Genomic DNA, 25,382 nt, shown 5'->3' on the forward strand with positions numbered 1-25,382 from the left:
CAAAGATTAATACCCTGTCTGGGTAATAAAAACATTTATGCACCCTCCGAACGGTGTACATGCGGATGGAGATGGACCATGTGGAGTGTGCTATGGGGCAAACCTCCTCAGCACCTTCTTCATCCATCTCAGGTCAATCCCCAGCTTCTTCTCTACCGCCAAGAACAGCTCAACGTCCTCCTTCTCCACGCTCCCGCTGAGGAGAACGAGGAGGAAATAAACCATCAGAAAGGCCACCAGCATCGGAACTGCGTACCATATGCTCGACACCTTCAGGGGGATGGCCTTCAGCGTGCCGAGCAGGACGAGGCTGATGCCCAGGGGTTTGAGGTAGCTCCGCGAGAAGGGGTGTATCCCTGTTTTCCTGTGGAGCCAGGACGACCTGAATGCGTTGACAACTAGATATGAACCGGCCGTGGCCATGGCCGCCCCCTCCATGCCGTAGGCGGGTATCAGGAGGGCGTTCAGGAGGACGTTGAAGCCGGCTGCAAATACATTCCCTACCATGTTGAGGTTGGGCTCACCGATGACCACCAGGCTCATGCCGTTCAGACCGAGGAAGGTGTGGAACATGAAGCCCAGGGAGAGTATCTGGAGGGCCAGAGCCGCCTGCACGTACTTCTGGCCGAAGAAGAATGCTATCGTCTGCTCCGGGAAGAGAAACAGGAGCGAAAATATGGGGAGCGTGAGCAGGAATATCCATTTGGTCAGTATCTGGTAAACCCTCTTCATCTCGGACAGCTTTCCAAGGGCCCAGAACCCCGCTACGAGGGGGGCATAGAGAAAAGCTGCGGAGTTCAGGAAGATGGGTATGAGCCTCGCCAGGGGGGCGGCGGCGTTGTAAAGCCCAACGGTGTCTGATCCCATGTAGTACCCCAGCATCAGGGTGTCCGTCCAGTTCATCACGAATGCCAGTATGCCTGAGAAGAGGAGGGGCAGGGAGAATACTACAATCTCCCTCCCGATTCTGGGGTCGATCCCGGGTCTGAATTCAATGAGGCCGCTCTTCCTGATGTCCGCCAGAAGCAGGACAAAGGTTGTCATCCAAGAGAGCACGTATGCAGTGAACACAGCATGAAAGTCGCTGCCTGATGCCACGACCCCGCTTATGAGGATGAGGAACACCGCAGGATAAATCACGTTCTGGAAGTACACCTGCTCCCTGACCCTTCCAAAGCCCCTTGATACGGATATCATCACAGCGGTCAGGCTCCAGAACGGGAGGGCAACTACGCCCGTCCTGATGGCATAGGCGAGACGCTCGTCCTGAAGGATCATGGCAACCCTATCGGCGGAGGCAAATACCAGGACTGCCACCGTCAACCCAGTCAATATCGAAAGAGTTATGGCGGTTGAGATCAGTGGGGTGAGTTTTGAGGGTCTTTTCTCCCTGTAAAACGCGATCTCTCTCGGCAGGGCGTTCTGGAAGCCGAGAGTGGCAATGACGAGGGCAATGCTCAGGACGGTCAGGGCCAGGTTAAAAACTCCGTATTCCTCCCTTGAAAACCCCCTTGCTATAACCGCCCTGCTCAGGAACCCGAAGAGCATCGAGATTACCGTCCCGGCGAAGACGATGCCCGTTCCCCTCGCAATCTTCTGTAGAGTCCGGCTTGCCTCGTCCATCGGGCTCACCCGCTCAGCAGAGTAAACAGCCCAATCATAAGTATTACCACGTTTATCGCCCTCTTAAGCTTCTCCCTGTCAGCACTCCTGTTGACGTGGGCACCGAGGTACACCCCGGGAACAGTCCCAATAACCAGCGTCCCAGCGAGGCCGTAATCCACGCTCCCGACGCTCGCGTAGTTCAGGAAGCTGAAGGCAGAGAGCGCGAGCCCGTAGAATATCGTAACCCCTACCACGTCCCTTGGGTCGAGTCTCGCCACGTTCATCAGCGTGAAGCCCACTATGACTCCCGCTCCAACCGAGGTGAACTGGACGGTCAGGCCGACTATGAAGCCGAGGAGGTAGACGTGGGCCCACCTTGGCTTGATAGGGATGTGAATTTCGCCCTTCAGGAGGCTGAGGACTGCACTCACCACGAGGATGAGCCCGAGGAGTACCGTGAGGTGGTCGTTGAGGGTGCTTCTGTCTATCCATCTAAGGAGTATCCCGCCGAGCACCACCGCCGGAACGCTCCCGACGAAGAGCCTCAGCGCTATGTCGTACCTTATCTTTCCCCTCCTCCCGTGGAAGAAGACGCCGAAAACCCTCGTTATCGTCGCGTAGAGCAGGTCGGTTCCCACAGCGGTAAGCGGCTCGACTCCGAGAAAGATGAGGGAGGGCGTCATCAACGCGCCACCGCCGACCCCGGTGAGGCCGACGAGGAAGCCGACGAGGAAGCCCAGCCCGGCGGAGGTCAGCGGGTTCAATGCCTCACCCTCCGGTTCAGGGCAGGTAGCCCATCTCGCGGGCCTTCTGAATCACTGCCTCGACCTCCTCCTCCGGCGTCATCTTCGAGCTGTCCACCTTCACCTCGGGATTTTCAGGCTCCTCGTAGACCCCATCGTAGCCCGTTAATCCTTTTATCTCTCCCCTGATGGCCCTCGCGTAGAGTCCCTTGGGGTCGCGCTGGATTCTGACCTCTAAAGGAGCGTAGACGTAGACCTCGATGAAGTCCCCTATCTCCCTCCTGGCGTACTCGCGGACGGCTCTGTATGGCGAGATCAGGGAGACTATCGCTATGACCCCGTTCCTGCTGAGGAGCTTGGCCATGTGGATGACGACGCGGTTGTGCATCTCCCTCGCTTCCTTCGAGAAGCCGAGCTCCGGGTAGAGGGTCTTCCTTATCGTGTCGCCGTCGAGTATCTCGACGCGGTAGCCCATCTCCCTGAGCTTCCTGGCGAGCTTGACGGCCAGAGTCGTCTTCCCGGCACCGCTCGGTCCCGTGAGCCAGATCGTGAATCCCCTTTCGAGGTTTTTGAGATCGGTCATTTCAGCTCCCTCCGGTTTCATTGGTCTGATTCGGGTGAAAGGAAAGGGGAAATTCAGAGGATGCTCCTCCCGTGCATCTCCCTCAGAGGCTCCTCTATCCCGAAGAGCCGCAGTACCGTCGGCGCGAAGTCGTATATGGTGAGCTGGGTGGCTTTGCTTTCGTCGAAGCCCGGCAGATACATCGAGAACACTCCGAACTTGGAGTGGTTGGCATCATCTGGACCCGTGTCGTTCTCGGGCAGGTAGTTGCTCGGGTGGCCGACCGTTCCGGCCGCGCGCCAGTTGAGGTTGTCGAAGTAGACCATCATGTCCGGCTTGCTTCCCTTCGCCACCGGGTAGATGTCCTCGGGGTAGAACACCTTCGTGTCCCACCTCTCGCCCTTCGGGCCGCGGATCGACTTGATCTGCTCCGCCACCTCGTCTCTGACTTTCTCGAACTTCGAGAGAGGTATCTTCCCTTCCCTCTCCCTCCCGAGGACGTTGAGGAAGACGCGGGAGTAGTAGCCGCCCCAGCCCCAGGCGGTGGTTTCCTTCCAGTCTACCTCCAAGCTCTCGAAGCGCTTGACCTTCCCATCGTGGAGAACCTCCGGGTTCCTCACCTTCAGCAGGCCCTCCTCGGCCAGCCACTGGTTGACCGCGAAGTTGCCGTGCATGGCCTTTATCCCGTGGTCAGAAACGATGAAGACGGCCGTTTCGTCGAGGTCGATGAGCTCAAGCGTTTTCCCTATCTCTTTGTCAAGGAGCCTGTAGTAGTCCGGGATGACGTTCTCGTACTCGTTGCCCTTACCGGGGTAGAGGTGGTGGTTCGGGTCAAAGTAGCGCCAGAAGGCGTGGTGGAGCCTGTCGAGGCCTATCTCGACGAAGTGGAAGTAGTCCCACTCCTTCTCCTGGAGCAGGTACCTTATCACCTCAAAGCGCTTCTCCGTCATCTCCCAGATGCCCTCTTTCACCTCGTCCTTGGCTTCCTTCCGGAAGGGGACGTCGAAGATGTACTCCCCGACCAGGCGCTCTATCTCCCCCTTCAGCTCCTTGGGGTAGGTGTAGTCGACGCTGGCATCGGGGGTTATGAAGCAGCTCACGAGGTGGCCCCTTATCGGCTTCGGCGGGTAGGTAGGTGGAACGCCGACGATTATCGACTTCTTTCCGCGCTCGCCGAGGTAGTCCCACACGGTCGGCTCCTTAACTTTCTTGCTGTGGGCTATCCAGTAGTCGGTGTAGCTGTAGCCCGTCCTGTGCCTGAAGCCGTACAGGCCGAGCTCGCCCGGCGTTTTTCCCGTGACCATCACCATCCACATCGGGATGGTTATCGCCGGGATCCCGGTCTGCATCGGGCCGTGGACGGACTTTTCCAGGAGCCTCTTGACGTTGGGCATGTCGTCGATGAAGCGGTTGAACAGGAGCTCCGGCGGGGCCGAATCCAGGCCTATGACGAAGACCTTCTTGGTTTCGCCCATCCCTTCCCTAACTTTCTTCTCAAACTCCATAACTCTCACCCCAGGTACTCGTTGATGATTGTGAGAACCTCTCCGATTTTATCCCTCTCGCAGATACACCCCAGCACTTCCCTCTTTCCGCCGGCGTTGGTGCCGAGGGCGCGAATGCGGGCTATTACCCCGGCCATCTCTATCCTTTCCGCCTCCTCACGGGAGATGCGGAAGTACACCTGGGCCTCCCCGTGGAAGTTCTTATTGACCACGACAGCACCGCGGTAGCCAATCTCCCAGACGAGCTTTCTGGCCACTTTGGAGATTATGTTGAACGGGCTCTCGAACTCAACGAAGGCGAAGCCGTTCCTCTCCTCGACGCTCGAAAGGGCACTCTCTATTGCTTCCCTTATCGCCCCGGCCTTCCTGACCCAGGGTTCGTATTCGAGAATGCCTTTAACGTCGTTTTCGAGGAGAACCCTTACGGCTTCCTCGACGGCTTCCCTCTCCATCGCGATGTAGTTGGAGTCAATCAGTTCAACCAGCCTTAAGGCTTCCACCCGCGAGAGGTTCGCCTTCCGGAGGAGTTCTCTTACCCTTTCAATCCCAAAGGCCTTCTCCCCGATGTCCCCGACGGCTCCAAGGGCGCTCCAGGCGTTCCATATCCCGAAGTGCTCCGAGACGACGAGGGAATTCGAGGGATAGTATCCACCGTTCAGCGAGGGGTTTACCTGCTCCACGAGAGGGTTGTTGATCTTCGGCTGGGTGTGGTGGTCTATAAAGAGCGTCGGGACTCTGACCCTCTCGACCTCGTGGGGAACGTTGAAGTCGAGGACATAGAGCTTTTCTGCCTTTTCTACTGCGTCCCATATCCTCTCGTCAAACCTGAACTCACCTATCGGCGCCGTTAAGTTGGTGAACTCCTCCAGTCCGAGGGCTTTCACGAGAAGCGCCGCCGATGTAATTCCATCAGCGTCCCAGTGGTGGACGATCAGGTACATGTCCATTCCTCCGGCGGATAAAATTTGGGGGAAGATCATCAGACGAAGGGGTTCTCAAAGCCCCTCACGACCTCAAAGACCTCCGGGCGCATCATGTACTCCGGCGGCTGTTCTCCTGTCATTATCATCTTCCTGAGCTTGGTGCCGCTTATGTGGATGTGGAACTCCTCCTCGTGCGGACAGATCTTGGCGTTGACCATGCCGCCGCACTTCCTGCAGTAGAAGGACTCGCGGATGAACATCGGGGTTATTCCGAGGTCGGGGAACTCTCCGAAGAGATCCCATGCCTCGTAGGGACCGTAGTAGTCGCCGACTCCGGCGTGATCCCTCCCGACGATGAAGTGCGTGGCTCCAAAGTTCTTCCTCATTATCGCGTGGTGGATGGCCTCCCTCGGCCCCGCATAGCGCATTTCGTAGCGAACCGTGGCGAGGGTTGCAGCGTCTCTGGGGTAGTAGTGTTCGAAGAGCGCCTCGTAGGCCTTAATTATGACCTCGTCCCTGTAGTCGCCCTTCTTCTTCCTCCCCAGGACTGGGTTGATGAAGAGACCGTCCACAAAGGTGAGGGCAGCCTTCTGGACGTACTCGTGGCCGAGGTGGGGCACGTTCCTGGTCTGGAAGGCGACCACCGTCTTCCAGCCGCGCTCCTTGAAGAGAACCCTGGTCTCGACCGGCCTGAGGGTGTACTTGGCAAAGGGGTTCGGGAGCTCGTTGAGGAGCTCTATCTCGCCGCCGACGAGGTAGTCTCCCATGTCCATAACGCGAGCCACACCCGGGTGATTGGGGTCGTCGGTCTTGAAGACCCTGACCGCGAATTCCCTCTTGTCGTAGGTGTATATCTCCTCGACGTGCATCCTGGCTACCGGCAGGTCATCGTAATACAGCAGCACCGCATCGCCCTCGTCGAAGGTCTTCTCCCTCACGTCAAGCACTATTGGGATAGTCCAGGGCGTGTCGTCGCTCAGGCGCATGTGGTCGAGGACGCTCTCGAAGTCGTCGCTCGTGAGGAAGCCCTTGAGGGGTGAATAGACGCCGTGGGCGATGTTCTCAAGGTCTATTGCCCTCCCGTGCTCAATCTGGACGCGGGGATATTCCTTCTGCTCGCTTAGAATCCTCTCGCGGGTCCTCTCGGCAACGAGCCTCCTGACGAGTCTGCCACCGTGCGGCTTTGAGACCATGTTATCACCTCAAAAAGGAAAGACCTCAGTCGAGGTAGCCGAGGGCGCGAAGCCTCTCCTTGACCTTCTCTTCCTCCTCCTCGGTGAAGACTTCCTCCTTCTCCTCCTCTTCGAGGCTCGCCAGAACCTCGCGGAGGACGTAGGTCACGTAGTCGGAAACCGAAGTGAACCCGGTGCCCTCTATCCTGGCCTTAATCTTGTCGTAGAGCGGCTTCGGTATGGAAACGGTCGTGTACTTCTTCTCCTCAGCCATCACAAACACCTCCTGTCTTAATGATATTTAATTACATTTAATTAAACGATGAGCGGAGAATATAAAGATTTCGAAAAACGGATGAAATCTGGAACATCAATCCCCGCTGCCAGTACCGGATAGTACGTCCGAAATCCTGAAGACCCCCCTGTCAAGCACGGCCCTCTTCCGTGTGTAAGTGTACCTAACAACCACGCTGCCGTTCAGGTTCTCTGGCAGGACGAACTCGTCCTTCCCCTTAACCCCGTACCACTTCTTGAACACCCTCGTCCCGTTGTCGAGGTAGCCGAATATCCCAATCCCCGTTCCGGTGGCGTTCTCGAACTTCAGAACAATAGAGCCGTTCTCGTCGGTGACGACCACGTTCGGATGTTCAAACCGGAATATCTTGATGTACCCGCCGTCCGAATAAACCTCCGTGAAGTTTGGATGGTCATCCGTAAACATCAGTCTGGCGAGGGGGGTTTCAAAGGCCTTCCCGTTCATCAGTACTGCATAGCCGTAGTTCAGGTTTATGTAGACGTAGGCATCCGCGTTCGGCTTGCCGGCGAGGCTCACGCTCTCCACGGATTTTCCCCTCTCAACGAAGACTTCGCGGGGAACCAGTATCGCTCCACCCGTGCTGGCCTGAACGCTCCAGTAATCCCCTTTGGGGACCGCCATGATGGAATACGGTCCGGCTGAAAAGAGGAGCATTCCGCCTGTGGATGACACGAGGGGCATTGGAATCATTGCGTACTCCGCCGGAGAGGCGTCGGCCGTCTCAAGAACTGCCCCGAATTTCATTACGGTGTCGTAGGAAACGATGACGTAGTCAACCCCCAGCTTCATGAGTTCCGCGTTTTTTCTGAGTCCCAAATAGTACTGCGCCACCCACTTACTTGGGCTCCCCTGTGCGACGGGCGCTCTTTTTGAAAAGTACGTCACCCAGTGCCCCTGATCCCACCAGGTCAGGACGACATCGTTGATGTTTGAGTGCTCTCCAAGGTAGGTAAGTGCTCTGTCCCATGCTTCGTTGGCGATCGGCTCGATTCCTTTTGTCGTCCAGACCCCATGCACCGCTGATGCAAGGGGCACTGAAAGCAGGATCACGGCCAGTGCCGTGGCCCCGAATTTCCGGCCGCTCACTTCCGGCAGCACTGCATCATACGTTCTTACAACGCCTATCCCGGCCATCACGGCGATCGCGAGAGAGCCTATGAAGAGGAATCTTGTCCAGAGGAGAACCATCGGGACAGCCACCACCGCGAGTCCGAGGACAACGAAGTCCCTTACCTTGCTTCTGTTTGGCCGAAAACCTAGCAGAAATGCTGGTGCGACGAGGATAGCCGGCCCGTAGGCCTCCCAGAGATCGCCCAAGGAAGACCTCTGAGTCTCCACGATGGGGGCCGCCGGGAACAGCCTCAGCAGTATCTCATTCAGTATCCCGTAGTATCTAACCCCCACCCAGAGTGCGAGTACAACCCCTATGCCAACCACAACCGCCCTCTGCTTTCTCTCCCTCAGCACCCTGGAGAGCCCGAACAGGACTGCCATCGCCACGATGGAAGCGGGCACCGCGTACTTGAGGTACATCAGAAGAAAAGCGTCCTTAACAAACCCGAACTGAAGCCCAAACTCTTTAGCAAGTGCCTGTCCAAGCCCCCTAGTTGAGGCAGTCATGCCGTACCCAAACCGAGAACCCAGCGAGTTGGCCAACAACGCCCCCAAAGCGGTTGCCACCACTAAAGCCGAGGCATCAATGAGAACTTCTTTTTCGTCCATCAGAAACGCTCCAATGGCCATAAGCAGGGCGCTTCCGAGAAGAAAGCCAAATATGGGGTAGTAAGCCTGCCAGAATATCGCCGCAAAACCACTGGCGAAGGCAGGTATCAGGTAGAATGCCAGCCGCCTGTACCTCCACCCTTCACCGTTCTTGGTCAGTGCCAGTGCGATTCCAAACAGTGCCACGCTGTACCAGAAGAGCATGTAGTTGTCTCCCCTGTAGTAGCCGGCCATCGAGCGGAAGACGTGGCCAAAGAGAACCGCCAGAAAGAAAGCCGAGAGAAAGGCCTCCCTCCTCCCATAGAGCTTCAAAATGGCCAGATACGTGAACAGCACGGTCAAAACTCCAAATATAACGGGCGTTATCCTGAAGGCGTTGTAGAGGGAAACGCCAAAGACTGAAAGTAACTTATACACGTAAGCCGGAGTCATCCAGAGGCCGAGGGGGTGGAAACTATGTATCTGGGATCCCCAGGGGCCGGTGGCATAGGGAAAGAAGTTCACCCACTCCCCCTTCTCCAGCGCGTACCTGATGTATGCGAGGTGGAAGTAGGGGTCGTAGCCGAGGAGGTACCTGAAGCGCATCGGGAGGAGCCTGATGGCGGAGGCCAAAACTATGAGGAGGGCAGCGGCACACTTCGGTGTCAAAACCCTGCTGTACGCCCCAGAGAGCCTCTCTCTGATCCCGTCAACGTCCATTAACATACCCCCTCATTCTCCCCTCTGTATCTTTGCGTGTCCGCCGACGAGGCTCTTCCTCAGCTCAAGGTTCCTTATCTCGCACTTCTCGTCTATTATCGAGCGCCATATCGTGGAGTTGCGTATTATTGTTCTCCGGAATATTATTGAGTCGCTTATGTCGGAGTTCTCTATCACACAGTTCTCGCCGATGTAAGCGTAGGGCCCTATCATCGACCGCCCCAGTATTCTGGCACCGCGCTTTATGACAACCGGCGGTATTATCTTCGCGTAGGGGCTGATCTGGATCTCCTCCACGTGGCTTTCCTTCAGCAGGGTCTTCAGTGCCTCAAGGTAGCTGTCGGCAGATCCTATGTCGTACCAGTAATCGGAGAAACGGTAGGCCCGTATCTCCTCGCCCCTCTCAAGGAGCCACTGGATGAAGTAGCCCGGCGAATCCCTGTTGCCGTTGGAGAGGTACTCGTCCACGCGCTCCATAACGTACTCGGGGAAAACGTAGACACCGGTGCTCACGAGGGTTGACCTGGGCTCGGCGGGTTTTTCCTGGAACGAGACAACTTTGTCACCCTCAAGGGCGACCACTCCATAGCGCTTGGCGAGCTCAAGGTCGCCGACGTCGTAAACGGCTATGAGCGTCCTGCCATTGTAGGAGTTCAGAAAGTCCCGGAGGGAAAAAGAAAACAGGTTGTCCCCGGCTATCACGAGGTAGTCGTCGAGGCCGAGCTCATCCAGCGCGTTTTTTAGGGCACCTATTGTTCCGAGCTTCTCGCTCTCGTGGAGGGTGTCCTCGACTACCAGCCCTACCCCGTACTTATCCGCATAATGCCTGAAGTGCGCTTCAAAGAACCGGTTCGTCGAGATGTATGCATCCAGTCCCAGTTCGCCCACCTTTTCCAGAATATAGTCGAGTATCACACGGTTCCCAACGGGGAGCAGGGCCTTGGGATTATCTTTCGTGATTGGCCACAACCTTGTGGCATATCCACCGGCCATGATTAGAACTTTCATAGTCACCACCGCGGTCATCTCTAAAGCTGAAGGATGATATGCCCCAAATGTATTTAAATTATTCCGTTTCATCAACGGTGGTGGTAGAAATGAGAGTCCTAATCACGGGGGGCGCGGGCTTCATAGGCTCCCATCTCGTTGATGCACTGATGGAATCTGGAAGCGAAGTCAGGGTTCTCGACGACCTGAGCGCAGGCAGTCTGGACAACATCAAACGCTGGCTGGACCATGAGAGGTTTGAGTTTATAAAAGGGGACATGAGGGACGCCGAAACTGTAAAGGACGCCGTTGAAGGTGTCGATGCGGTCTTTCACCTTGCCGCCAATCCCGAAGTGAGGATCGGCTCCCAGAGCCCCGAGCTTCTCTATGAGACCAACGTCCTCATAACCTACAACCTTCTGAATGCCATTAGGGACTCGGACGTTGAGTACCTTGTCTTCACGAGCTCCTCAACGGTCTACGGCGACGCAAGCGTTATTCCAACACCCGAGGACTACGCGCCCCTGGAGCCGATAAGCGTCTACGGCGGGGCGAAGCTCGCGGCCGAGGCTCTGATCAGCGGCTACGCCCACACCTTCGACTTTAAGGCGCTTATCTTCCGGCTGGCCAACATAATAGGCGGGCGCTCCAACCACGGGGTAATCTACGACTTCATCAACAAGCTTCGCAGAAACCCGGAGGAGCTTGAGATACTGGGCGATGGGACGCAGAGGAAGAGCTATCTCCATGTGAGCGACACCGTTGAGGGTATGCTCCACATCTTCGGGCACTTCAAGGGAGAAAACAAGACGGTTGACTTCTACAACCTCGGCAACGAAGACTGGATAACCGTTAAGGAGATAGCGGAGATAGTGAGCGAGGAGATGGGGCTTAATCCGGCCTTCAGGTTCACCGGCGGCGTCGACGGCGGCCGCGGCTGGAAGGGCGACGTCAAGTTCATGCGCCTGAGCATAGAGAAGGCGAAGGAAACGGGCTGGAAGCCGAGGCTGGACAGCTATGGGGCCGTGAGGAGAACCGTTAGGGAACTTCTGTCGGCTCATCAGTCTGGAGAATAGTGAGGGGCACCGTACGAAAGAGGCCGGAGTGAAGTTCCACTCCTAGCAAACCTTTCCCTGTTAATTGCAGTTTCATGTTCCGTCATGGTTCACGAAACCGCTCGGGTAAGGCTTGCTCCGGGGTGAAGCTTTCGCTTCAGTCTCCTCCGCACGGCACCCCTCAAATACTGTTGGGGGCTTTAACTATATAAACCTTTGCTTTTATTTATTGCAAAATTTTATGCCAACTTTTCGAAATAATTTCACAAAATTGGGCATTCCTCGCTGGGCTGGAACATTCCCACCGAGGTTTTATGGGTCCGGTGGCCCTTTGTCCCATTGGGACGTTGGCAGTTTACCGAAATCTTTTTAAACCCTCTCTCCCCCCTAATCTCGGACGCGCCCCGGTGGTGTAGCCCGGTCAATCATGCGGGACTCTCGATCCCGCGACCCGGGTTCAAATCCCGGCCGGGGCACCAGAATTCTCCTGGGCCCGTGGCTCAGCCTGGTCAGAGCGCCCGCCTGATAAGCGGGAGGTCCGGGGTTCGAAGCCCCGCGGGCCCACCACAACAGCCCTTTCTGAAGAAAAGTCTGCGAGTCCTGTCCTCCTGAGGATATCGTGGTTTTGTTACTGTAGTTCCTTAATGAAATTTTATATTGATAGCCTGATTAATCCCGCCATTAATCAATAGAGAACTCATGCCCTGAAGGAACCCCAGAGAAAGGTTTATAAGCCAACCCCCGCAATGCCCACCAGTGATTAAAAACCACCTTTCTCGGAGGTGTTCGCAGTGGAAGCCAAGTTCGAGATACCCGTATGCACATCATGCGGAAAGGAGATAACCCCAAGGGAGCACGCCACTCACTTCGTCTGCCCGAACTGTGGCGAGGAAATCATCTGGCGCTGCGAAAGCTGCAGGGTCCTCTCAGTCCCCTACAAGTGCCCGAAGTGCGGCTGGGAGGGGCCGTGAAGTTTAGGAGGTGAAAAAGATGGCTGACTTCAACCTTGTTGGCGTTATAAAGGTCATGCCGACCGACCCGGAGGTCAACCTCGACGAGCTCGAGGAGAAGCTCAAGGCCGTCATTCCGGAGAAGTTCGGCCTCGCCAAGGTCGAGCGCGAGCCTATAGCCTTCGGTCTCGTCGCCCTCAAGTTCTACGTCCTCGGTAGGGACGAAGAGGGCTACTCCTACGACGAGGTCGCCGACCTCTTCAGGCAGGTCGAGAACGTCGAGAGCGCCGAAGTTGAGACCGTTTCGAGGATCTGAATCCTCGTTCCTTTTCTCTATACTGTCATCCTGATCCTCTTTCAACTCTGAAGGGCAGACTTCTAGGAGAGAAAAAAGTAAAACCACAATGTTTTTAGTTTTCTGAGATGATTAAGTTTTGATGGAGATTGTCTTAACTGAACATGCAAAAGAAAGGCTTAAAGAACGAGAAATTGACATCAAAGAAGTGAAAGCGGTCATTGATTCACCCAAGAGGAAGTTCTATGATCTGCGCTCGGGTCATTTTATTGCAGTTGGCAGAAGGAGGCTTCCCGGGCACTGGCTGATAATAGCCTACGATAAAAGAGAGGACACTGCTGAAGTGATAACCGTTATAGACACCAGTAAGAGCCTTGATAAAATCATTGAAAGGAGATTATCATCTCGGAGGTGGGTTGAGGTATGAAGGTTAGGTATGACCCAAAGGCTGATATCCTCTATATTCTGATCAGAGAGGGCCCGGTGGCAGACACCGACGAAGTTGACGAAGACGTGTGGTTCGAGTACGATGAGGAAGGAAACGTCGTCGGGATCGAAATATGGAACGCTGGGGAGAATGTTATCAGAAAAAGTCTCTTGGAAATAGAGCGCTATACGAAGGCGTTGAATAGAAAAATGGAAGCCTAAAGCCCCAAACTCAGGCTCAGCTTTGGCTTCTTCCACTCGTCGAGTATCGCTCTCAGTTCTTCGTTCTGAACCTTGGCGTAAAGCTCGTCGAACCTCTTCCTCGCTGCCTCGTCTCCTTCCTTCCAGCGGGCGAGCTCGGCCATCGCCCTGAAGAAGTGGGCAGTATCGTCCTCGAAGAGCTCCGCAAAGGACTCCATGTTTTTAGCTACGACATCGTAAGCCTCCTCGTTGAAGAGCCCCTCTATGAAGTCAACGAGAGTCTCGAAGACGAGGCCGAAGATCTCGTCGCTCGTGTCGACGGCCTTAAGGAGAGCGTCCCGTATGGCCCTGAAAGCCTTGGCGTACTCCTCCCTGCCTGCGAATATCTCCGCCTCCACCAGCCTGGCGTTTATCTCTATCTCGTCCTCCCTCGGGTTGCTGAGAACTTCACCTATCAGCGCCTCGGCAGCCTCGTAGTCGCCGAGCTCGTACCTGAAGTGCGCCAGATCGAGGAGGCTTATCATGTGGTTCTTTTCGTCGCTGAGCCTCTCGAAAATCTCCCTCGCGCGCTCCATCAGCTCTATCGCCCTCTCAGTCTCGCCCAGCTCGTCGTAGTTCACCGCTATGTTCGCCAGTGTAAGCGCTATCTCCCTTTCGTTCTTGAGGACTTCCTCCTCGAGCTTGAGCAGCTCCTCATAGGTCTCTATCGCCCTCTCCGGCATGCCGAAGTGCTCGTAAGCATCGGCCAGGTGGTAGAGAGCGGTGGCGTACTCTTCCGGGTTGTCTCTTCTCCCCTCCGCTATTCTCCTGTACAGTCCGATTCCGGCGTCGATGTCGTCGAGGTGAGCGTAAACGTGGGCTATCTCATGGGCAAGCTCGTAGGGGTCATCACAGCCGACAACAACCTCTTCAAGCCTCTCCAGCTCGTGCCTGAGAACCCCTTCGTCCTCGATGCTCTCGATGTAATCGTCAAAGAGCTCGAGCAACTTCTCACAGTCCTTCTCGCTCAGCGCTTTCTCCCATTCAGATTTAACATCGCTCATTTTTCATCACCTGACTCCGGTTCCCCGAACGGGTTAAAAATGTATGGTGGCAGGCCTTCCATCCGCCAACCGAATCCTGGAGTAACTGCAGTTTGGACTTGCTATCTTTACTACCTTCGCTGCTTGAAAATCGAAATACTTTAATAGGGGTTTGGAGATATTGTCCACACTCCCACCCCCGTATGGGGGTTGTCCGGAAGGTGGTGGCCATGGACGCGAAGAAGGTTGTCGGCTTGGTACTGCTTGTTGGTATCCTGGTGTTTTCCCAGGCAGGGACGGCTATGGCTCCTGCGACAGGAAGCAGCGTCACAGCGCCTCGCGGGGTCAAAAACGTCATTCTCATAATCGGGGACGGCATGGGCTTCGCCCAGCTCCAGCTAACGAGGCTTGTCTACGGCCCGCTGAACATCGAGAAGATGCCGTACAGCGGCGTTGAGATGACTTATTCCTTGTCAGGCGAAGTTACCGATTCTGCGGCATCCGCAACGGCCCTTGCAACGGGAATAATGACATACAACGGCATGATATCAACCGTTACTGAGGGCGGGAAGACATACAAGCTGACCACTATTGTCGAGCTTGCTAAAGCCCTTGGCAAGTCCACGGGACTCGTCACCACGACCCGGATAACCCACGCCACCCCCGCCGCATTCGGGACCCACGTTGAGGACAGGGGCATGGAGGCCGAGATAGCCCGCCAGCTCATTGAGAACAGGATCAACGTCCTCTTCGGAGGGGGCAAAAAGTACTTCGACGATGAGACGCTGAGCCTCGCAAAGGACTACGGCTACCAGGCCGTCTTTGACAGGGCCGGCCTCGAATCCGCCAGCGGTGACCACGTCCTTGGCCTCTTCTCTTCAAGCCACATACCGTACGTTCTTGACAGGACTGAGGATGATGTCGGACTCCTCGACATGACCAAGAAGGCAATCGAGCTCCTTGAGAAGAACCCCAACGGCTTCTTCCTTATGATAGAGGCCGGAAGGATAGACCACGCCAGCCACGGCAACGACATAGCAGCGGCTCTGGCGGAGACCAAGGAGCTCGACGATGTTGTGGGCTACGTCCTTGAGTACGCCAGGCAGAGGGGCGACACGCTCGTTGTGGTCACCGCAGACCACGAGACGGGCGGCCTTGCCGTGGGCACCAACTACGGAAAAGTCGTTGACGTCCAGGGGATTCTGAACATAAATGCCAGCACCGGCACTATGGCGGCGGAGATCAAGAACGGCGGCGACATAAAGGAGGTCGTCAAGAAGTACACCGGCATCGAGCTGACCGACGATGATGTGGCATACATCCAGAAGCGCGCGGAGGAGGATCCGAAGTACGGCCTCTCCAACGGTATAGGCGAGGTGCTCGCTGAGAGGCTCGGGGTTAGGTTCGCCTCCCACAAGCACACCGGCGTGCCGGTGCCCCTCTTCGCCTACGGCCCGGGCGCCAGCAAGTTCGTCGGCTTCCACCACCACATCCAGACCGGAAGGCTCATCGCTGAGCTGATGGTCTACGGTGTCGGCACCATAAACGTCGCCTTTGCGGGCACCAGCACCGTTGAGGGAGACCTGAACGGGGACCACAGGGTAGATGCGAAGGATGCCTACCTGGTTCTCAGGCTGTTCCTCGGTGCCACCGTGGATGATGAGATCGAGAGAGCCATAGACATGGACGGCAACGGCATAATCGACCTCGGAGACGTTGTTGCAATCCTCCAGGAAGCCTGACTCCATTTTTCTTTTCTATCTTACTCCCGTCACGTGGGTTTCGGGAGAACCATTAACCGAAAATTTTATAAATAATCCAAAGGAACGATAATGCGGAAACACTAATTGTAACTAAAAGTCCTCCGTCAATAAAAACAAAAACGGGCGGAGGTGGGAGGAGATGGCCCAGCTCGCTGGACAGCCGGTTGTTATTCTGCCTGAGGGGACTCAGAGGTACGTTGGTAGGGACGCCCAGAGGCTCAACATTCTCGCTGCGAGGATTATCGCGGAGACTGTTAGAACGACCCTCGGCCCGAAGGGCATGGACAAGATGCTCGTCGACAGCCTCGGAGACATCGTCATCACCAACGACGGTGCAACCATACTCGACGAGATGGACATCCAGCACCCTGCTGCTAAGATGATGGTTGAGGTTGCCAAGACCCAGGACAAGGAGGCTGGTGACGGAACCACCACTGCAGTCGTCATCGCTGGCGAGCTTCTCAGGAAGGCCGAGGAGCTCCTCGACCAGAACATCCACCCGAGCATAGTCATCAAGGGTTACGCCCTCGCTGCGGAGAAGGCCCAGGAGATACTCGACGAGATATCCAAGGACGTTGACGTTGAGGACGTCGAGATGCTCAAGAAGGCGGCTATAACAGCTATCACCGGAAAGGCCGCCGAGGAGGAGCGCGAGTACCTCGCCAACATAGCTGTTGAGGCCGTCAAGCAGGTCGCCGAGAAGATCGAGGGGGCCTACAAGGTCGACCTCGACAACATCAAGTTCGAGAAGAAGGAGGGAGGCAGCGTCAAGGACACCAGACTCATCAAGGGCGTCGTCATCGACAAGGAGGTCGTCCACCCGGGCATGCCGAAGAGGGTTGAGAACGCCCGGATAGCGCTCATCAACGAGGCCCTTGAGGTCAAGGAGACTGAAACCGACGCCGAGATCAGGATCACCAGCCCGGAGCAGCTCCAGGCCTTCCTTGAGCAGGAGGAGAAGATGCTCCGTGAGATGGTCGAGAAGATCAAGGAGGTCGGAGCCAACGTCGTCTTCGTCCAGAAGGGCATTGACGACCTCGCCCAGCACTACCTGGCCAAGTACGGCATCCTCGCCGTCAGGCGCGTCAAGAAGAGCGACATGGAGAAGCTCGCCAAGGCCACCGGAGCAAAGATCGTCACCAACGTCCGCGACCTCACCAGCGAGGATCTCGGTGAGGCCGAGCTCGTCGAGCAGAGGAAGGTCGCCGGTGAAAACATGATCTTCGTCGAGGGCTGCAGGAACCCGAAGGCCGTCACCATACTCATCCGCGGCGGCACCGAGCACGTCGTCGACGAGGTCGAGAGGGCCCTTGAGGACGCTGTCAAGGTCGTCAAGGACATCGTCGAGGACGGCAAGATACTGGCAGCGGGAGGTGCTCCTGAGATCGAGCTCGCCATCAGGCTCGACGAGTACGCCAAGGAGGTCGGCGGAAAGGAGCAGCTCGCCATCGAGGCCTTCGCCGAGGCCCTCAAGGTCATCCCGAGGACCCTGGCAGAGAACGCCGGTCTCGACCCGATCGAGACCCTCGTGAAGGTCATCGCCGCCCACAAGGAGAAGGGACCGACGGTCGGCGTTGACGTCTTCGAGGGCGAGCCTGCCGACATGATGGAGCGCGGCGTTATAGCGCCGGTCAGGGTCACCAAGCAGGCCATCAAGAGCGCCAGCGAGGCTGCCATAATGATCCTCAGGATCGACGATGTCATCGCCGCCAGCAAGCTTGAGAAGGACAAGGAGAGCAAGGGCGGAAGCGAGGACTTCGGTAGCGACCTCGACTGAAGTCTCTTTCCCCTCTTTTGATTCTTCGTTGTTCAGGCAAGATTTTTAACCCTCATTGATAATTCTATCCGTATGCTTCCGGTTAAAGCTGAGGATGTTTCAAAATCATACTGCTCAAAACGCGCCCTTGAGGGGGTTTCATTCTCAATCGATGGCCCAGGAATAGTCGGAATAATAGGCCCCAACGGAGCCGGAAAGACCACGTTGATAAGAATCCTCACTGGACTTTTGAGGCCCGACTCCGGCAACGTTGAAATCTTTGAAAAGAGACCGGAGAAGGCGCGGGAGCTTTTCGCCCTTCTCCCCCAGGACGTTAAAGCTCACTTCTACACCCTCACACCGAGGGATTACGTATACCACTACCTGAGAATGCGCGGTCTCTCAAAGAAGGAAGCCATGAAGAAGGCCGATGAAGCAATGGAAGCCTTTGGGATAGACTATGCGGATGAACTTCTCTCAACCCTCTCCGGGGGAATGGTGAGGAAGGCCCTCCTCGCGATAGTTCTCTCGGCGGAGGTTCCGCTTTACTTCCTCGACGAGCCGACTGTAAGCTTAGACGTCCAGAACAGGCTCAAGCTGTGGGAGATGCTACGCGAAAGGGCCGAAGAATCCACCATAATCCTCACGAGCCACTACCTCAACGAGATATCGAGCGTCTGCGACAGGGTTATTCTCCTTAGCGGGGGAAGGCTCGTCGCTGACGGTAAACCGGAGGAGATAGCGAAGGAGTATCTGAAGGGCTTCGTCTCGAAGGTCATAGCCCTTGAAGGGGTCTCTCTGAAGGGCCACATCTCCAGAAGGGCCGGGAGGAAGGCCTACATCTACGCGCGCTCCAGAGCGGAGGAGAGGGAGATAATTGCAAAACTTGAGGATCTCGGGATTCCCTTCAGAAGGGAAAGCCTGACTATAGAGGACGTCTTTCTAGTGGGTGGTCTGGATGATGGCGATCGTTGAGTACTACGCGAGGGCCCTGACCAAGGGGAAGTTCGCGCTCCTCAGCTTTGCAGTCCAACCGCTCTCCTTCATCTTCATAGTCTACGTCGTGAGCGGGGGAGAGTTTTTGGACAGGGCTCTGGCTGGGGCCATCGTGAGCTTCATAACCGGTGTTGGCATAGCGGATCTCTCCATTGAGCTGGTTGGCATGAAGGCTCGCTCGAAGTTCTACGACGTAATAATGTCCCTTCCGGGAGGGAACTGGAGGAAGGCCCTGGGGATATCCATCGGCATGAGCATCCCGGCATTTCCTTACGTCCTTCTGCTGACGCTCCTGCTATCGTGGCGCCTCGGACTGAATGCCCTCCCTGGAATTGTCTTTGGCATGGTGTCGCTCTGGCTCTGGAACGTTGGGATGGGTTTTATGGTGGGCGTTAAGTTAAAGGAACCGCTCAGGGTGATGAGGCTCTCGAACCTTCTGGTTACGGGACTGACGGTCTTTCCGCCGGTTTACTATCCGGGCAGCGTTCTTCCGGAAAAGCTTGCCGCAGTAATGAACCTTCTTCCAACGGTGAGCGCGGCCCAATTAATGACTGGAGAGGGTGGAAGCGCTTTCCTGATTTCGCTTTTCTGGGCCGCCTTTGGAGCGCTCCTCCTCTGGAGGTTCAGGGGGCTTGAGGGTTGAAATATTTAGCCCTGGCATTCCACACCTTTTTAAGTTCCAAAATAAATCTCGGAATGGTGAGATAGTGGAAGAGATAGAGGCAGTTTACGAGAACGGTGTTTTTAAGCCTCTTAAAAAACCCCATCTCAAAGACAAGGAGAGGGTAGTGATAGTCGTTAAGGAAAAGGTCATCACCAAAAACTTCCTTGAAAAACTTGAAGAGGCCAGTAAAGCCTTCCCAAAGTTTCAGAATCCATCGAAGCTCCTTGAGGAGGACAGGAGATGATCGTGGTTGATGCCATACTAATTTCTTGTGAGTAGAATCCTAAAATTGTCTCTGAACGCTTAAAAGTGGTTATTATTGGTTGTTGTATCCTTTTGTTCGCTCTTTTACTCCGGCTTCTTTTGGCTCATTCGCGTCGTTTTGGTACGGTTGTAAGTTGAAAACCTTACGAAAAAAAATGGAACTAATTCGAACTGATAATTGGAAAAGTTTTTAAGGATTTTAGCGTTAAATATGGTGATAATCTCCGGAGGTGTTATTCATGCCGGAGTGGATCAAGAAGGTTGGGGCCGTATTGTTGCTCGCCATGCTGTTGAGTCTTCAATTGATTGCCGCACCTCAGGCCGCGGCAATGACCACCAGCAACACCAGCGTAACCTTCCGCAGGGCTGTGGTTGCTTGGTACGATGAGAAGGGTAAGCTTCAGATGAACGTCACTTGGGTTAACAAGACTATAGACTTCGCAAACTTGACTAACACTTCCTGTCCCTGTCACAACTCAAGTTCTTGTAATGCTTCGAACTTGACTTCAAACCTTAACGTTTCAGTGGTCACGCTTTACAACATGACCGAAAAGCACGAGCAGTTGTTGTTCTTTGGAATAACAATTCACAATGAGACTTTTAATTACACCATGTATGCCCTCGTTTACAAGGCTGAGAGGAGCCAGTACAACTTTACCTTGATCACTAACATCCTTGCAGATCCCGAGACAAAACAACATGATGTTTTTGTTACAGGAATGAATATTGCTCCGAATGACGAAAACAGAGTTGTTCCCGTTGGGGACACGATTGTTACTGCCGATAACCTGACTCTTTCAGAGTACTACTGGACTCTTAACAGGGTTCTTATGAAGCTTCGGAGGGGTGACGAGACGAACTGGATTTGGGGCAGGAGTGCTTATGAGCTGAGGCACCTCTCTCACTTGGTGAGGCTTAAACTACCAGAGTACAACCAGAAAAAAGCAGTGGGAATGGCAACAGTGGCAGATGGGGAATATTTTGTAATAGGAACTCCTGTGGGAATTGGTTATCTAAAGATATACTGTGGAAATCCTCAAGAACCTCTTTGGAAGATATATGCAACAGTTGCAGGTTCGTTAATGGTCATGATCGCGGCGTGTGCTGCATCGTCAATTACCGCATTTGTTGGTTGCATTGGGACGGCGCTTTTAACAACGGTAGCTTTGGAAGGGATGTGTGGATATTGGAAAGTTTGCTATACTGTGATTTTAGTTACTAAGTGTGGAGTATATTCATAACTTTAAAAATTTATTCACAAAAGATAAACTGCTGGAGGTGTGTAGTATGATCGAGATAAAACTCTTGATAACAGTTATGGGTATGGTTTTACTTATCACGGCATTGTTGATTGTCCTTTCAGGAAGAGACAATGCAGAAAAGAACTGGAAACTGTGGTTTATAAATTCGGTTTTCTTATATCTTCTCATTGGAACAATGATTCTTCTTCGTGAAAGCAAGGGATACGAAAATAGTTTTTTAGAAGATATTGCTGTAGTGTGGTTACTCATAACTGGAATTCTAGGCGTGTGGACAACTCTAAAGGGAGGGGTATAGCATTAAAGGAGTCACAAGTGAGTCCATTGAAATTATATGCACTAGACAATATGATTTTGATGGGCTTTCCTTAATTATTTTGTCTTAAGGACACGTTTTCACTCGCTGATAATGGGGAATCGCATTTTCTTTATGATGATGCATCTGAGGTTTTTAGATTTTGTAGTGGGGACTTCCGTAAATATTTCAGCTGGGGAGGAAAGCTTTGATTTTCTAAATTATATCTGATTCGACCGTAGTATGATTATCATAACATTGTTTGAGAAAATAGGGCACTAATGATGGACATTTTGTTGCTAATTGCTGTGTTCTCCTACTTCAATTCGAGCTTTTCAATCTCTTCTTCCAGTATCTTCAGCTTCCCCTTGAAGCGCCTCACCTGCTCGTTCGCTATTCCGACTATTTTCTCGATGTACTCCTCGCTCACCCAGATCTCGCCGTTTTCTCCGAGGGGAACGTCCATCCTCTCGGTGGAGCGTATCTCAACGAGGAGCTTCTTGTGGCTCACGCTCTTTATGTTGGAGTACTTGAAGCCGAGGCCTGCAGCGAGGTTGAGGAGCCTCACAGCGTCCTCCATCGTTCTCGCCCCGACGTGGAGTATCGGACTCCTCACAAGGAACCAGAGCTGACCGGAGCGGTGCTTTCCGACTGCCTCAAGAACTTCCTCGACGGTTACCTCCCTGTGCCACTTGCCGAGCCAGACCGAGTTGACTTTATCGCCGAAGTGGGGCATCTCCATGACCGATATCCTGCCGGAGCAGGAGGAGGTCGTGAAGTAGTTGGGGAGCGAATTTATCTTCTCCAAGAGAGGGATTATATCGCGATCTACTTTATCCTCAGCCAGGGCCCTTCTCAGTCCTTCCATTGCCTTCTCCTTCCCCTCGTCGAAGTTCTTCGTATAGAGGAACATGGCATCACCCCGTCGTGCTGGAATCACTCTTCTAGGAGAATCAGCTTCAGGTTTGAAACTTCCGCTATTGCCACGAAGTCTGAATCCCGTGTTATCAGCTCCTCTCCGTGGTTTATGCAGATCGCCGCAATTATGAGGTCAGCAAATCCGCGGGGTTTGCCTCTCTCAAGAAGCTTCTCCTGAAGTCGGTGAGCCAAGAGAAAGTCATCCAGGGTAGGAAATAAGACGTCCCCATTAAAGTGTGAATACCTGGCTATCTGGGGAAATTCAACAAACGTGACTCCGGTAATCGCCTCGGTTACCTCTTCCCTATTTCTGACCCGGTCAATGGCAACGTTCGTGTCTATGACAGCCATTTCAACCGCCTTTTGTCCTTTTCGCGGACCTTCTCAATTCCTGGGTGGATTTCCAGGTTCTCCTCGGTTTTGGAGATTCCCATGAGCCTCCTCAGCTCATCAATATTCATCTTGTCCGGTGAGCTTTCCATAAGTGCCCGCAGGAATGCCTCCCGAAACTTCTTCTCATCGACCCAATCGGGAACCGAGATCGTGATTACCTTCCCCATCTTGCTCCCCATTCGTATTGTTTGCAGCCATATGTTTTAACGTTTCTCATTCCCTGGCGGAAGCTCGATGAAAGTTCCCCTTTCCCTCACAAATTCTATGAACCGCCAGTACGTCGGGTGGTTTGAGAGCGTCGATGAATCCCCCACCGCTATGAGCTTCCTCTTAGCCCTAGTCAGCGAAACGTTTAAGCGCCTCAAATCCGTCAGAAATCCAAGCTCCCCTTTCTCATTTGAGCGCACAAGGGAGAGTATTACAACCTCCTTCTCCCTTCCCTGATAGCCGTCGACAGTCTTCACCTCGACTTCCTCCGGCAGGAGCGAGCTTATCAAATCCCTCTGGTCGTCGTAGGGCGTAATGACGCCGATCCACCCGGACTTTACCCCCATATCCAGCAGTTTTCCAACCGCTTCGGCAACGAGCTTCGCCTCCAGCGGGTTCTCCCTGCTCTCGCTCCCGTAACGCTGCCTCTCGAAGCGGTCTTCTCTCCCCGAGGTGTCTATGAAGACGAGCACGTTCTCCGGCCTGAGGACTTCGGCCCATGAACCGTCGCGCACGGGGCTTTTAACCCCGAGGTCGGCCAGGGTTATGTTTTTCACGCTTCTGTCGGCTTTAACCCTCCCCCCGTAGAACTCCCCGCTCGGGAACTCCATAAGGCGCTCGTTCATCCTGTACTGAACGGTGAGCATGGCGCTCTTTTCTGGATAGCGCTCAATAAGGCCCTCGAAGAGTGTCTTACTCAACTCCTTCGCCTTCTCACTGAGTATCGTTGGGGGCAGCTGCCTGTGGTCGCCGGCCAGGATAAAGCGCCTCGCCCTGTTTATCGGAATAAGGACGCTTGGTATCGTTGCCTGCGTCGCCTCGTCGATTATGGCCACGTCAAAGTCGCCGTAGTCAACCACCCCGAGCCCCGCTGAGGAGTTCGTCGTCAGAACGACATCTGCCTCGCGGATTATCTCCCTTGCTATCCTCTCCTCAAGCTTCCTTGCGTCGTCGAAGGTTTTCTGAACCTGCTGGTTTATTTTAATCCACTCAGCCATCTCCCGGATCAGCCTTGCCGGAACGCCCCTAACACCGATTCCCTTCGAGGCCAGCCGCAAAATCTCACGGTCGCTCAGACCCCTCCGGTACTTCGGCGCTGGTCTCGTGAACGTGTCGCGCTTCTCCTTCAGGTTCTCGCCGATAACCCTGAGCTGCCTCAGCTCGCCGTAGAGCTCGTGCCGGGTTATGAGGTGAGCTAAGGTCGTCTCGTGCAGTGCTTTTGAGACCCTGCTCGGGTGGCCGACGCGGACAACCCTTAGACCGGAATTCACCAAACGCTCCACGAGGTTGTCAACGGCAACGTTGCTCTCGGCCGTTGCCAGAACTTTGTTTCCGCGTTCAACTTCCTGCCTTATCAGCTCGGCTAAAGTTCTCGTCTTGCCGGTCCCGAAGGGGCCGTGAATCAGGAAGAAGCCTGGACTGCCCAGGGCCTTCGCTATCGCTTCCCTCTGGCTCGCGTTGAGGCCGGCATCAAAGGGCGTGAAATCAATGGGTTGCCCCTCCTCCGGCTCGTGGAGACCGAGGTAGAGCTCCAGCGCTTTCCTCCCACTTTCCCGAAGGTTGTTCAGGTTCTCCAGCCAGCGCTTGAAGGTTATGTCGTTGGCGTAGAGGTCGATGCGGACTCCCTTCAACGCCCACTCGGGGACGGTTTCAAGGGCGACCGTCAGGAACCGCTTCCCTTTCTCCACCACCGTTCCAACAAGGTCGCTCTTCAGCGGGTCTCTCCTGCTGACCACCACAAGATCGCCGACGCTTATCTCGGTCTTTATCTCCCTATCGCGGCCGTATTTCACCAGGAAGTAGCCGAGCTCCTCGCCGGCGATTTTTCCGTTCAGGCCGAGGATGGCCCTCCCGACCTTCTCCCTCTCGCGTCCGCTCAGCCTTTTCATCTCCGACCTCATAGCCTCTATCTCTGCCTTTCTCTCAAGCTCCACGAGTACCCCGAGGTGGGAGATGAACCTCTCCAGTTTTTCCTCCATTTTTCCTCCCGATGAGCGAAGAGAAGAGCCGCTTAAAAGGTTGAGGGTTGCGGGTGCATAAAAGTATAATGCATTATAATTTTATGCATAAAACTCTGCGAGGAGACCTGTGTGAAGGTCTTCACTGAAAAAGACCTGAAGTAGAGGGTGGTCAGCCCATGCGAGTTTCCTCACCGCTCGGACGAAACTTCCCTCATCATCCCTAAGGGAATAGGGAAGGGGGGTTAAAAAGTTAAGCCCTCTCAGAAGAAACCACCGAGACTATGTCCCTGTGGAAGGACTTTAACGCCCTCCAGTGCCGCTCGTCAATCTCGTCTCTCCATGAGACCCTCTTGTAGAACCTTTCCAGGTCGTCAAGCAGGTACTCAAGGTATTCCCTGCGCTCGCTTTCCGCGCCGATGCCGTTGCTCAAGAGCTTGCCCCTCAGAAACGGCATGACCTCCGACGGCCTTCCGAGGGCCGCCCAGAAGAGACCTTCCTTCAGGATTTCGTACAGCAGCTCTTCAAAACCAAAGCTTACAGCGCTCTCAGCGGAGGGTTTGGCCCTCCCCCCTTGCATCTAACCTTATAGCGGCCTCCATGGGTATCACCACGGTTAAGAGGTGCGTTGGGCTATTTTAATTTTTTCTGAGTTTCTCTGTCATTTTATCAGGATAAGGAAAGAAGGGGACAAAATTTTGAATGAGTGTCAAACAATGAAACCAG

The 25,382-nt window shown here is 54.6% G+C and carries 27 protein-coding genes and 2 tRNA genes; 14 read left to right on the top strand and 15 right to left on the bottom strand.

Annotated elements, in window-relative coordinates:
* Positions 1-90 precede the first annotated feature (90 nt).
* The 9 genes from ACZ5M3_RS08305 to ACZ5M3_RS08345 form a co-directional block, all read right to left on the bottom strand.
* Positions 91-1,623, bottom strand: coding sequence for a flippase (locus ACZ5M3_RS08305; RefSeq protein WP_464839190.1), 1,533 nt, complete (start codon positions 1,621-1,623; stop codon positions 91-93).
* Between the two features lie 5 nt (positions 1,624-1,628).
* Entirely contained in the window at positions 1,629-2,369 is a 741-nt protein-coding gene (locus ACZ5M3_RS08310; RefSeq protein WP_464839191.1) for a sulfite exporter TauE/SafE family protein, read from the bottom strand.
* Positions 2,370-2,385: 16 nt separating this feature from the next.
* Positions 2,386-2,931 (bottom strand): adenylyl-sulfate kinase, encoded by a 546-nt coding sequence (cysC, locus tag ACZ5M3_RS08315; RefSeq protein WP_464839192.1) that lies wholly within the window; start codon positions 2,929-2,931, stop codon positions 2,386-2,388.
* A gap of 53 nt (positions 2,932-2,984) precedes the next feature.
* Positions 2,985-4,415 carry an alkaline phosphatase family protein gene (locus tag ACZ5M3_RS08320; protein WP_464839193.1) on the bottom strand — a complete coding sequence of 477 codons (1,431 nt, stop codon included), beginning with the start codon at positions 4,413-4,415 and terminating at the stop codon, positions 2,985-2,987.
* A 5-nt stretch (positions 4,416-4,420) separates the two neighbouring features.
* Positions 4,421-5,356 carry a DHH family phosphoesterase gene (locus ACZ5M3_RS08325; protein ID WP_464840838.1) on the bottom strand — a complete coding sequence of 312 codons (936 nt, stop codon included), beginning with the start codon at positions 5,354-5,356 and terminating at the stop codon, positions 4,421-4,423.
* Between the two features lie 38 nt (positions 5,357-5,394).
* Positions 5,395-6,531 carry a sulfate adenylyltransferase gene (gene sat, locus ACZ5M3_RS08330; protein WP_464839194.1) on the bottom strand — a complete coding sequence of 379 codons (1,137 nt, stop codon included), beginning with the start codon at positions 6,529-6,531 and terminating at the stop codon, positions 5,395-5,397.
* A gap of 25 nt (positions 6,532-6,556) precedes the next feature.
* Complete coding sequence (locus ACZ5M3_RS08335) at positions 6,557-6,784, bottom strand: ribbon-helix-helix domain-containing protein (protein ID WP_014788819.1); 228 nt, start codon at positions 6,782-6,784, stop codon at positions 6,557-6,559.
* 96 nt (positions 6,785-6,880) lie between these two features.
* Entirely contained in the window at positions 6,881-9,247 is a 2,367-nt protein-coding gene (locus tag ACZ5M3_RS08340; RefSeq protein ID WP_464839195.1) for an oligosaccharyl transferase, STT3 subunit, read from the bottom strand.
* Positions 9,248-9,259: 12 nt separating this feature from the next.
* Complete coding sequence (locus ACZ5M3_RS08345) at positions 9,260-10,255, bottom strand: sugar phosphate nucleotidyltransferase (RefSeq protein ID WP_464840839.1); 996 nt, start codon at positions 10,253-10,255, stop codon at positions 9,260-9,262.
* A gap of 89 nt (positions 10,256-10,344) precedes the next feature.
* Here ACZ5M3_RS08345 and ACZ5M3_RS08350 point away from each other — a divergent pair, with 89 nt between their 5' ends.
* From ACZ5M3_RS08350 to ACZ5M3_RS08380, 7 genes are all read left to right on the top strand, one after another.
* A complete protein-coding gene (locus ACZ5M3_RS08350) occupies positions 10,345-11,310 on the top strand; it encodes an NAD-dependent epimerase/dehydratase family protein (RefSeq protein WP_464840840.1) in 966 nt (321 codons plus the stop codon).
* Between the two features lie 380 nt (positions 11,311-11,690).
* A tRNA-Glu gene (locus tag ACZ5M3_RS08355) sits at positions 11,691-11,768 on the top strand.
* A 10-nt stretch (positions 11,769-11,778) separates the two neighbouring features.
* Positions 11,779-11,856: transfer RNA gene (locus tag ACZ5M3_RS08360), tRNA-Ile, on the top strand.
* Between the two features lie 224 nt (positions 11,857-12,080).
* On the top strand, positions 12,081-12,260 hold the full coding sequence (locus tag ACZ5M3_RS08365) for a zinc finger domain-containing protein (protein ID WP_012572828.1): 180 nt from the start codon (positions 12,081-12,083) through the stop codon (positions 12,258-12,260).
* A 19-nt stretch (positions 12,261-12,279) separates the two neighbouring features.
* Positions 12,280-12,555, top strand: a complete 276-nt coding sequence (locus ACZ5M3_RS08370; RefSeq protein WP_297092699.1) for an elongation factor 1-beta — start codon at positions 12,280-12,282, stop codon at positions 12,553-12,555.
* Between the two features lie 121 nt (positions 12,556-12,676).
* Positions 12,677-12,961 (top strand): DUF4258 domain-containing protein, encoded by a 285-nt coding sequence (locus tag ACZ5M3_RS08375; protein WP_464839196.1) that lies wholly within the window; start codon positions 12,677-12,679, stop codon positions 12,959-12,961.
* Positions 12,958-13,182 (top strand): DUF2283 domain-containing protein, encoded by a 225-nt coding sequence (locus tag ACZ5M3_RS08380; protein WP_167731092.1) that lies wholly within the window; start codon positions 12,958-12,960, stop codon positions 13,180-13,182. Before ACZ5M3_RS08375 ends, ACZ5M3_RS08380 begins: the two co-directional genes overlap by 4 nt.
* Here the strand turns inward: ACZ5M3_RS08380 and ACZ5M3_RS08385 are convergent.
* A complete protein-coding gene (locus tag ACZ5M3_RS08385; RefSeq protein WP_464839197.1) occupies positions 13,179-14,204 on the bottom strand; it encodes a tetratricopeptide repeat protein in 1,026 nt (341 codons plus the stop codon). The two genes, ACZ5M3_RS08380 and ACZ5M3_RS08385, sit on opposite strands and share 4 nt — an antisense overlap.
* Before the next feature lie 209 nt (positions 14,205-14,413).
* On the opposite strand from ACZ5M3_RS08385, the gene ACZ5M3_RS08390 reads away from it, so the two are divergent.
* The 7 genes from ACZ5M3_RS08390 to ACZ5M3_RS08420 all read left to right on the top strand — a co-directional run bounded on the left by ACZ5M3_RS08390 (position 14,414) and on the right by ACZ5M3_RS08420 (position 21,183).
* Positions 14,414-15,925: an alkaline phosphatase gene (locus ACZ5M3_RS08390; protein WP_464839198.1), complete on the top strand. Its 1,512-nt coding sequence runs from the start codon at positions 14,414-14,416 to the stop codon at positions 15,923-15,925.
* A 160-nt stretch (positions 15,926-16,085) separates the two neighbouring features.
* Entirely contained in the window at positions 16,086-17,723 is a 1,638-nt protein-coding gene (thsB, locus tag ACZ5M3_RS08395) for a thermosome subunit beta (protein WP_464839199.1), read from the top strand.
* A gap of 72 nt (positions 17,724-17,795) precedes the next feature.
* A complete protein-coding gene (locus tag ACZ5M3_RS08400) occupies positions 17,796-18,677 on the top strand; it encodes an ABC transporter ATP-binding protein (protein ID WP_464839200.1) in 882 nt (293 codons plus the stop codon).
* Positions 18,661-19,341, top strand: a complete 681-nt coding sequence (locus ACZ5M3_RS08405) for a multidrug transporter (protein WP_464839201.1) — start codon at positions 18,661-18,663, stop codon at positions 19,339-19,341. The genes ACZ5M3_RS08400 and ACZ5M3_RS08405 overlap by 17 nt, the downstream gene beginning before the upstream one ends.
* The gene (locus tag ACZ5M3_RS08410; RefSeq protein WP_464839202.1) at positions 19,331-19,606 is read left to right on the top strand and encodes an antitoxin family protein; all 276 of its coding nucleotides are present in this window, start codon (positions 19,331-19,333) and stop codon (positions 19,604-19,606) included. The genes ACZ5M3_RS08405 and ACZ5M3_RS08410 overlap by 11 nt, the downstream gene beginning before the upstream one ends.
* Positions 19,607-19,865: 259 nt before the next feature.
* A complete protein-coding gene (locus ACZ5M3_RS08415; RefSeq protein WP_464839203.1) occupies positions 19,866-20,867 on the top strand; it encodes a hypothetical protein in 1,002 nt (333 codons plus the stop codon).
* A gap of 46 nt (positions 20,868-20,913) precedes the next feature.
* On the top strand, positions 20,914-21,183 hold the full coding sequence (locus tag ACZ5M3_RS08420) for a hypothetical protein (protein WP_464839204.1): 270 nt from the start codon (positions 20,914-20,916) through the stop codon (positions 21,181-21,183).
* 313 nt (positions 21,184-21,496) lie between these two features.
* Here the strand turns inward: ACZ5M3_RS08420 and taw3 are convergent, their stop codons facing one another.
* The 5 genes from taw3 to ACZ5M3_RS08445 all read right to left on the bottom strand — a co-directional run bounded on the left by taw3 (position 21,497) and on the right by ACZ5M3_RS08445 (position 25,236).
* The gene (gene taw3 / locus ACZ5M3_RS08425) at positions 21,497-22,093 is read right to left on the bottom strand and encodes a tRNA(Phe) 7-((3-amino-3-carboxypropyl)-4-demethylwyosine(37)-N(4))-methyltransferase Taw3 (protein WP_464839205.1); all 597 of its coding nucleotides are present in this window, start codon (positions 22,091-22,093) and stop codon (positions 21,497-21,499) included.
* 23 nt (positions 22,094-22,116) lie between these two features.
* Positions 22,117-22,449, bottom strand: a complete 333-nt coding sequence (locus ACZ5M3_RS08430; RefSeq protein ID WP_464839206.1) for a PIN domain-containing protein — start codon at positions 22,447-22,449, stop codon at positions 22,117-22,119.
* Positions 22,437-22,670: a hypothetical protein gene (locus tag ACZ5M3_RS08435; protein ID WP_464839207.1), complete on the bottom strand. Its 234-nt coding sequence runs from the start codon at positions 22,668-22,670 to the stop codon at positions 22,437-22,439. The genes ACZ5M3_RS08430 and ACZ5M3_RS08435 overlap by 13 nt, the downstream gene beginning before the upstream one ends.
* Positions 22,671-22,694: 24 nt before the next feature.
* Positions 22,695-24,677: an IGHMBP2 family helicase gene (locus ACZ5M3_RS08440; RefSeq protein WP_464839208.1), complete on the bottom strand. Its 1,983-nt coding sequence runs from the start codon at positions 24,675-24,677 to the stop codon at positions 22,695-22,697.
* 232 nt (positions 24,678-24,909) lie between these two features.
* On the bottom strand, positions 24,910-25,236 hold the full coding sequence (locus tag ACZ5M3_RS08445) for a hypothetical protein (RefSeq protein ID WP_464839209.1): 327 nt from the start codon (positions 25,234-25,236) through the stop codon (positions 24,910-24,912).
* Positions 25,237-25,382 lie beyond the last annotated feature (146 nt).

It is taken from the genome of Thermococcus coalescens, assembly GCF_055392585.1.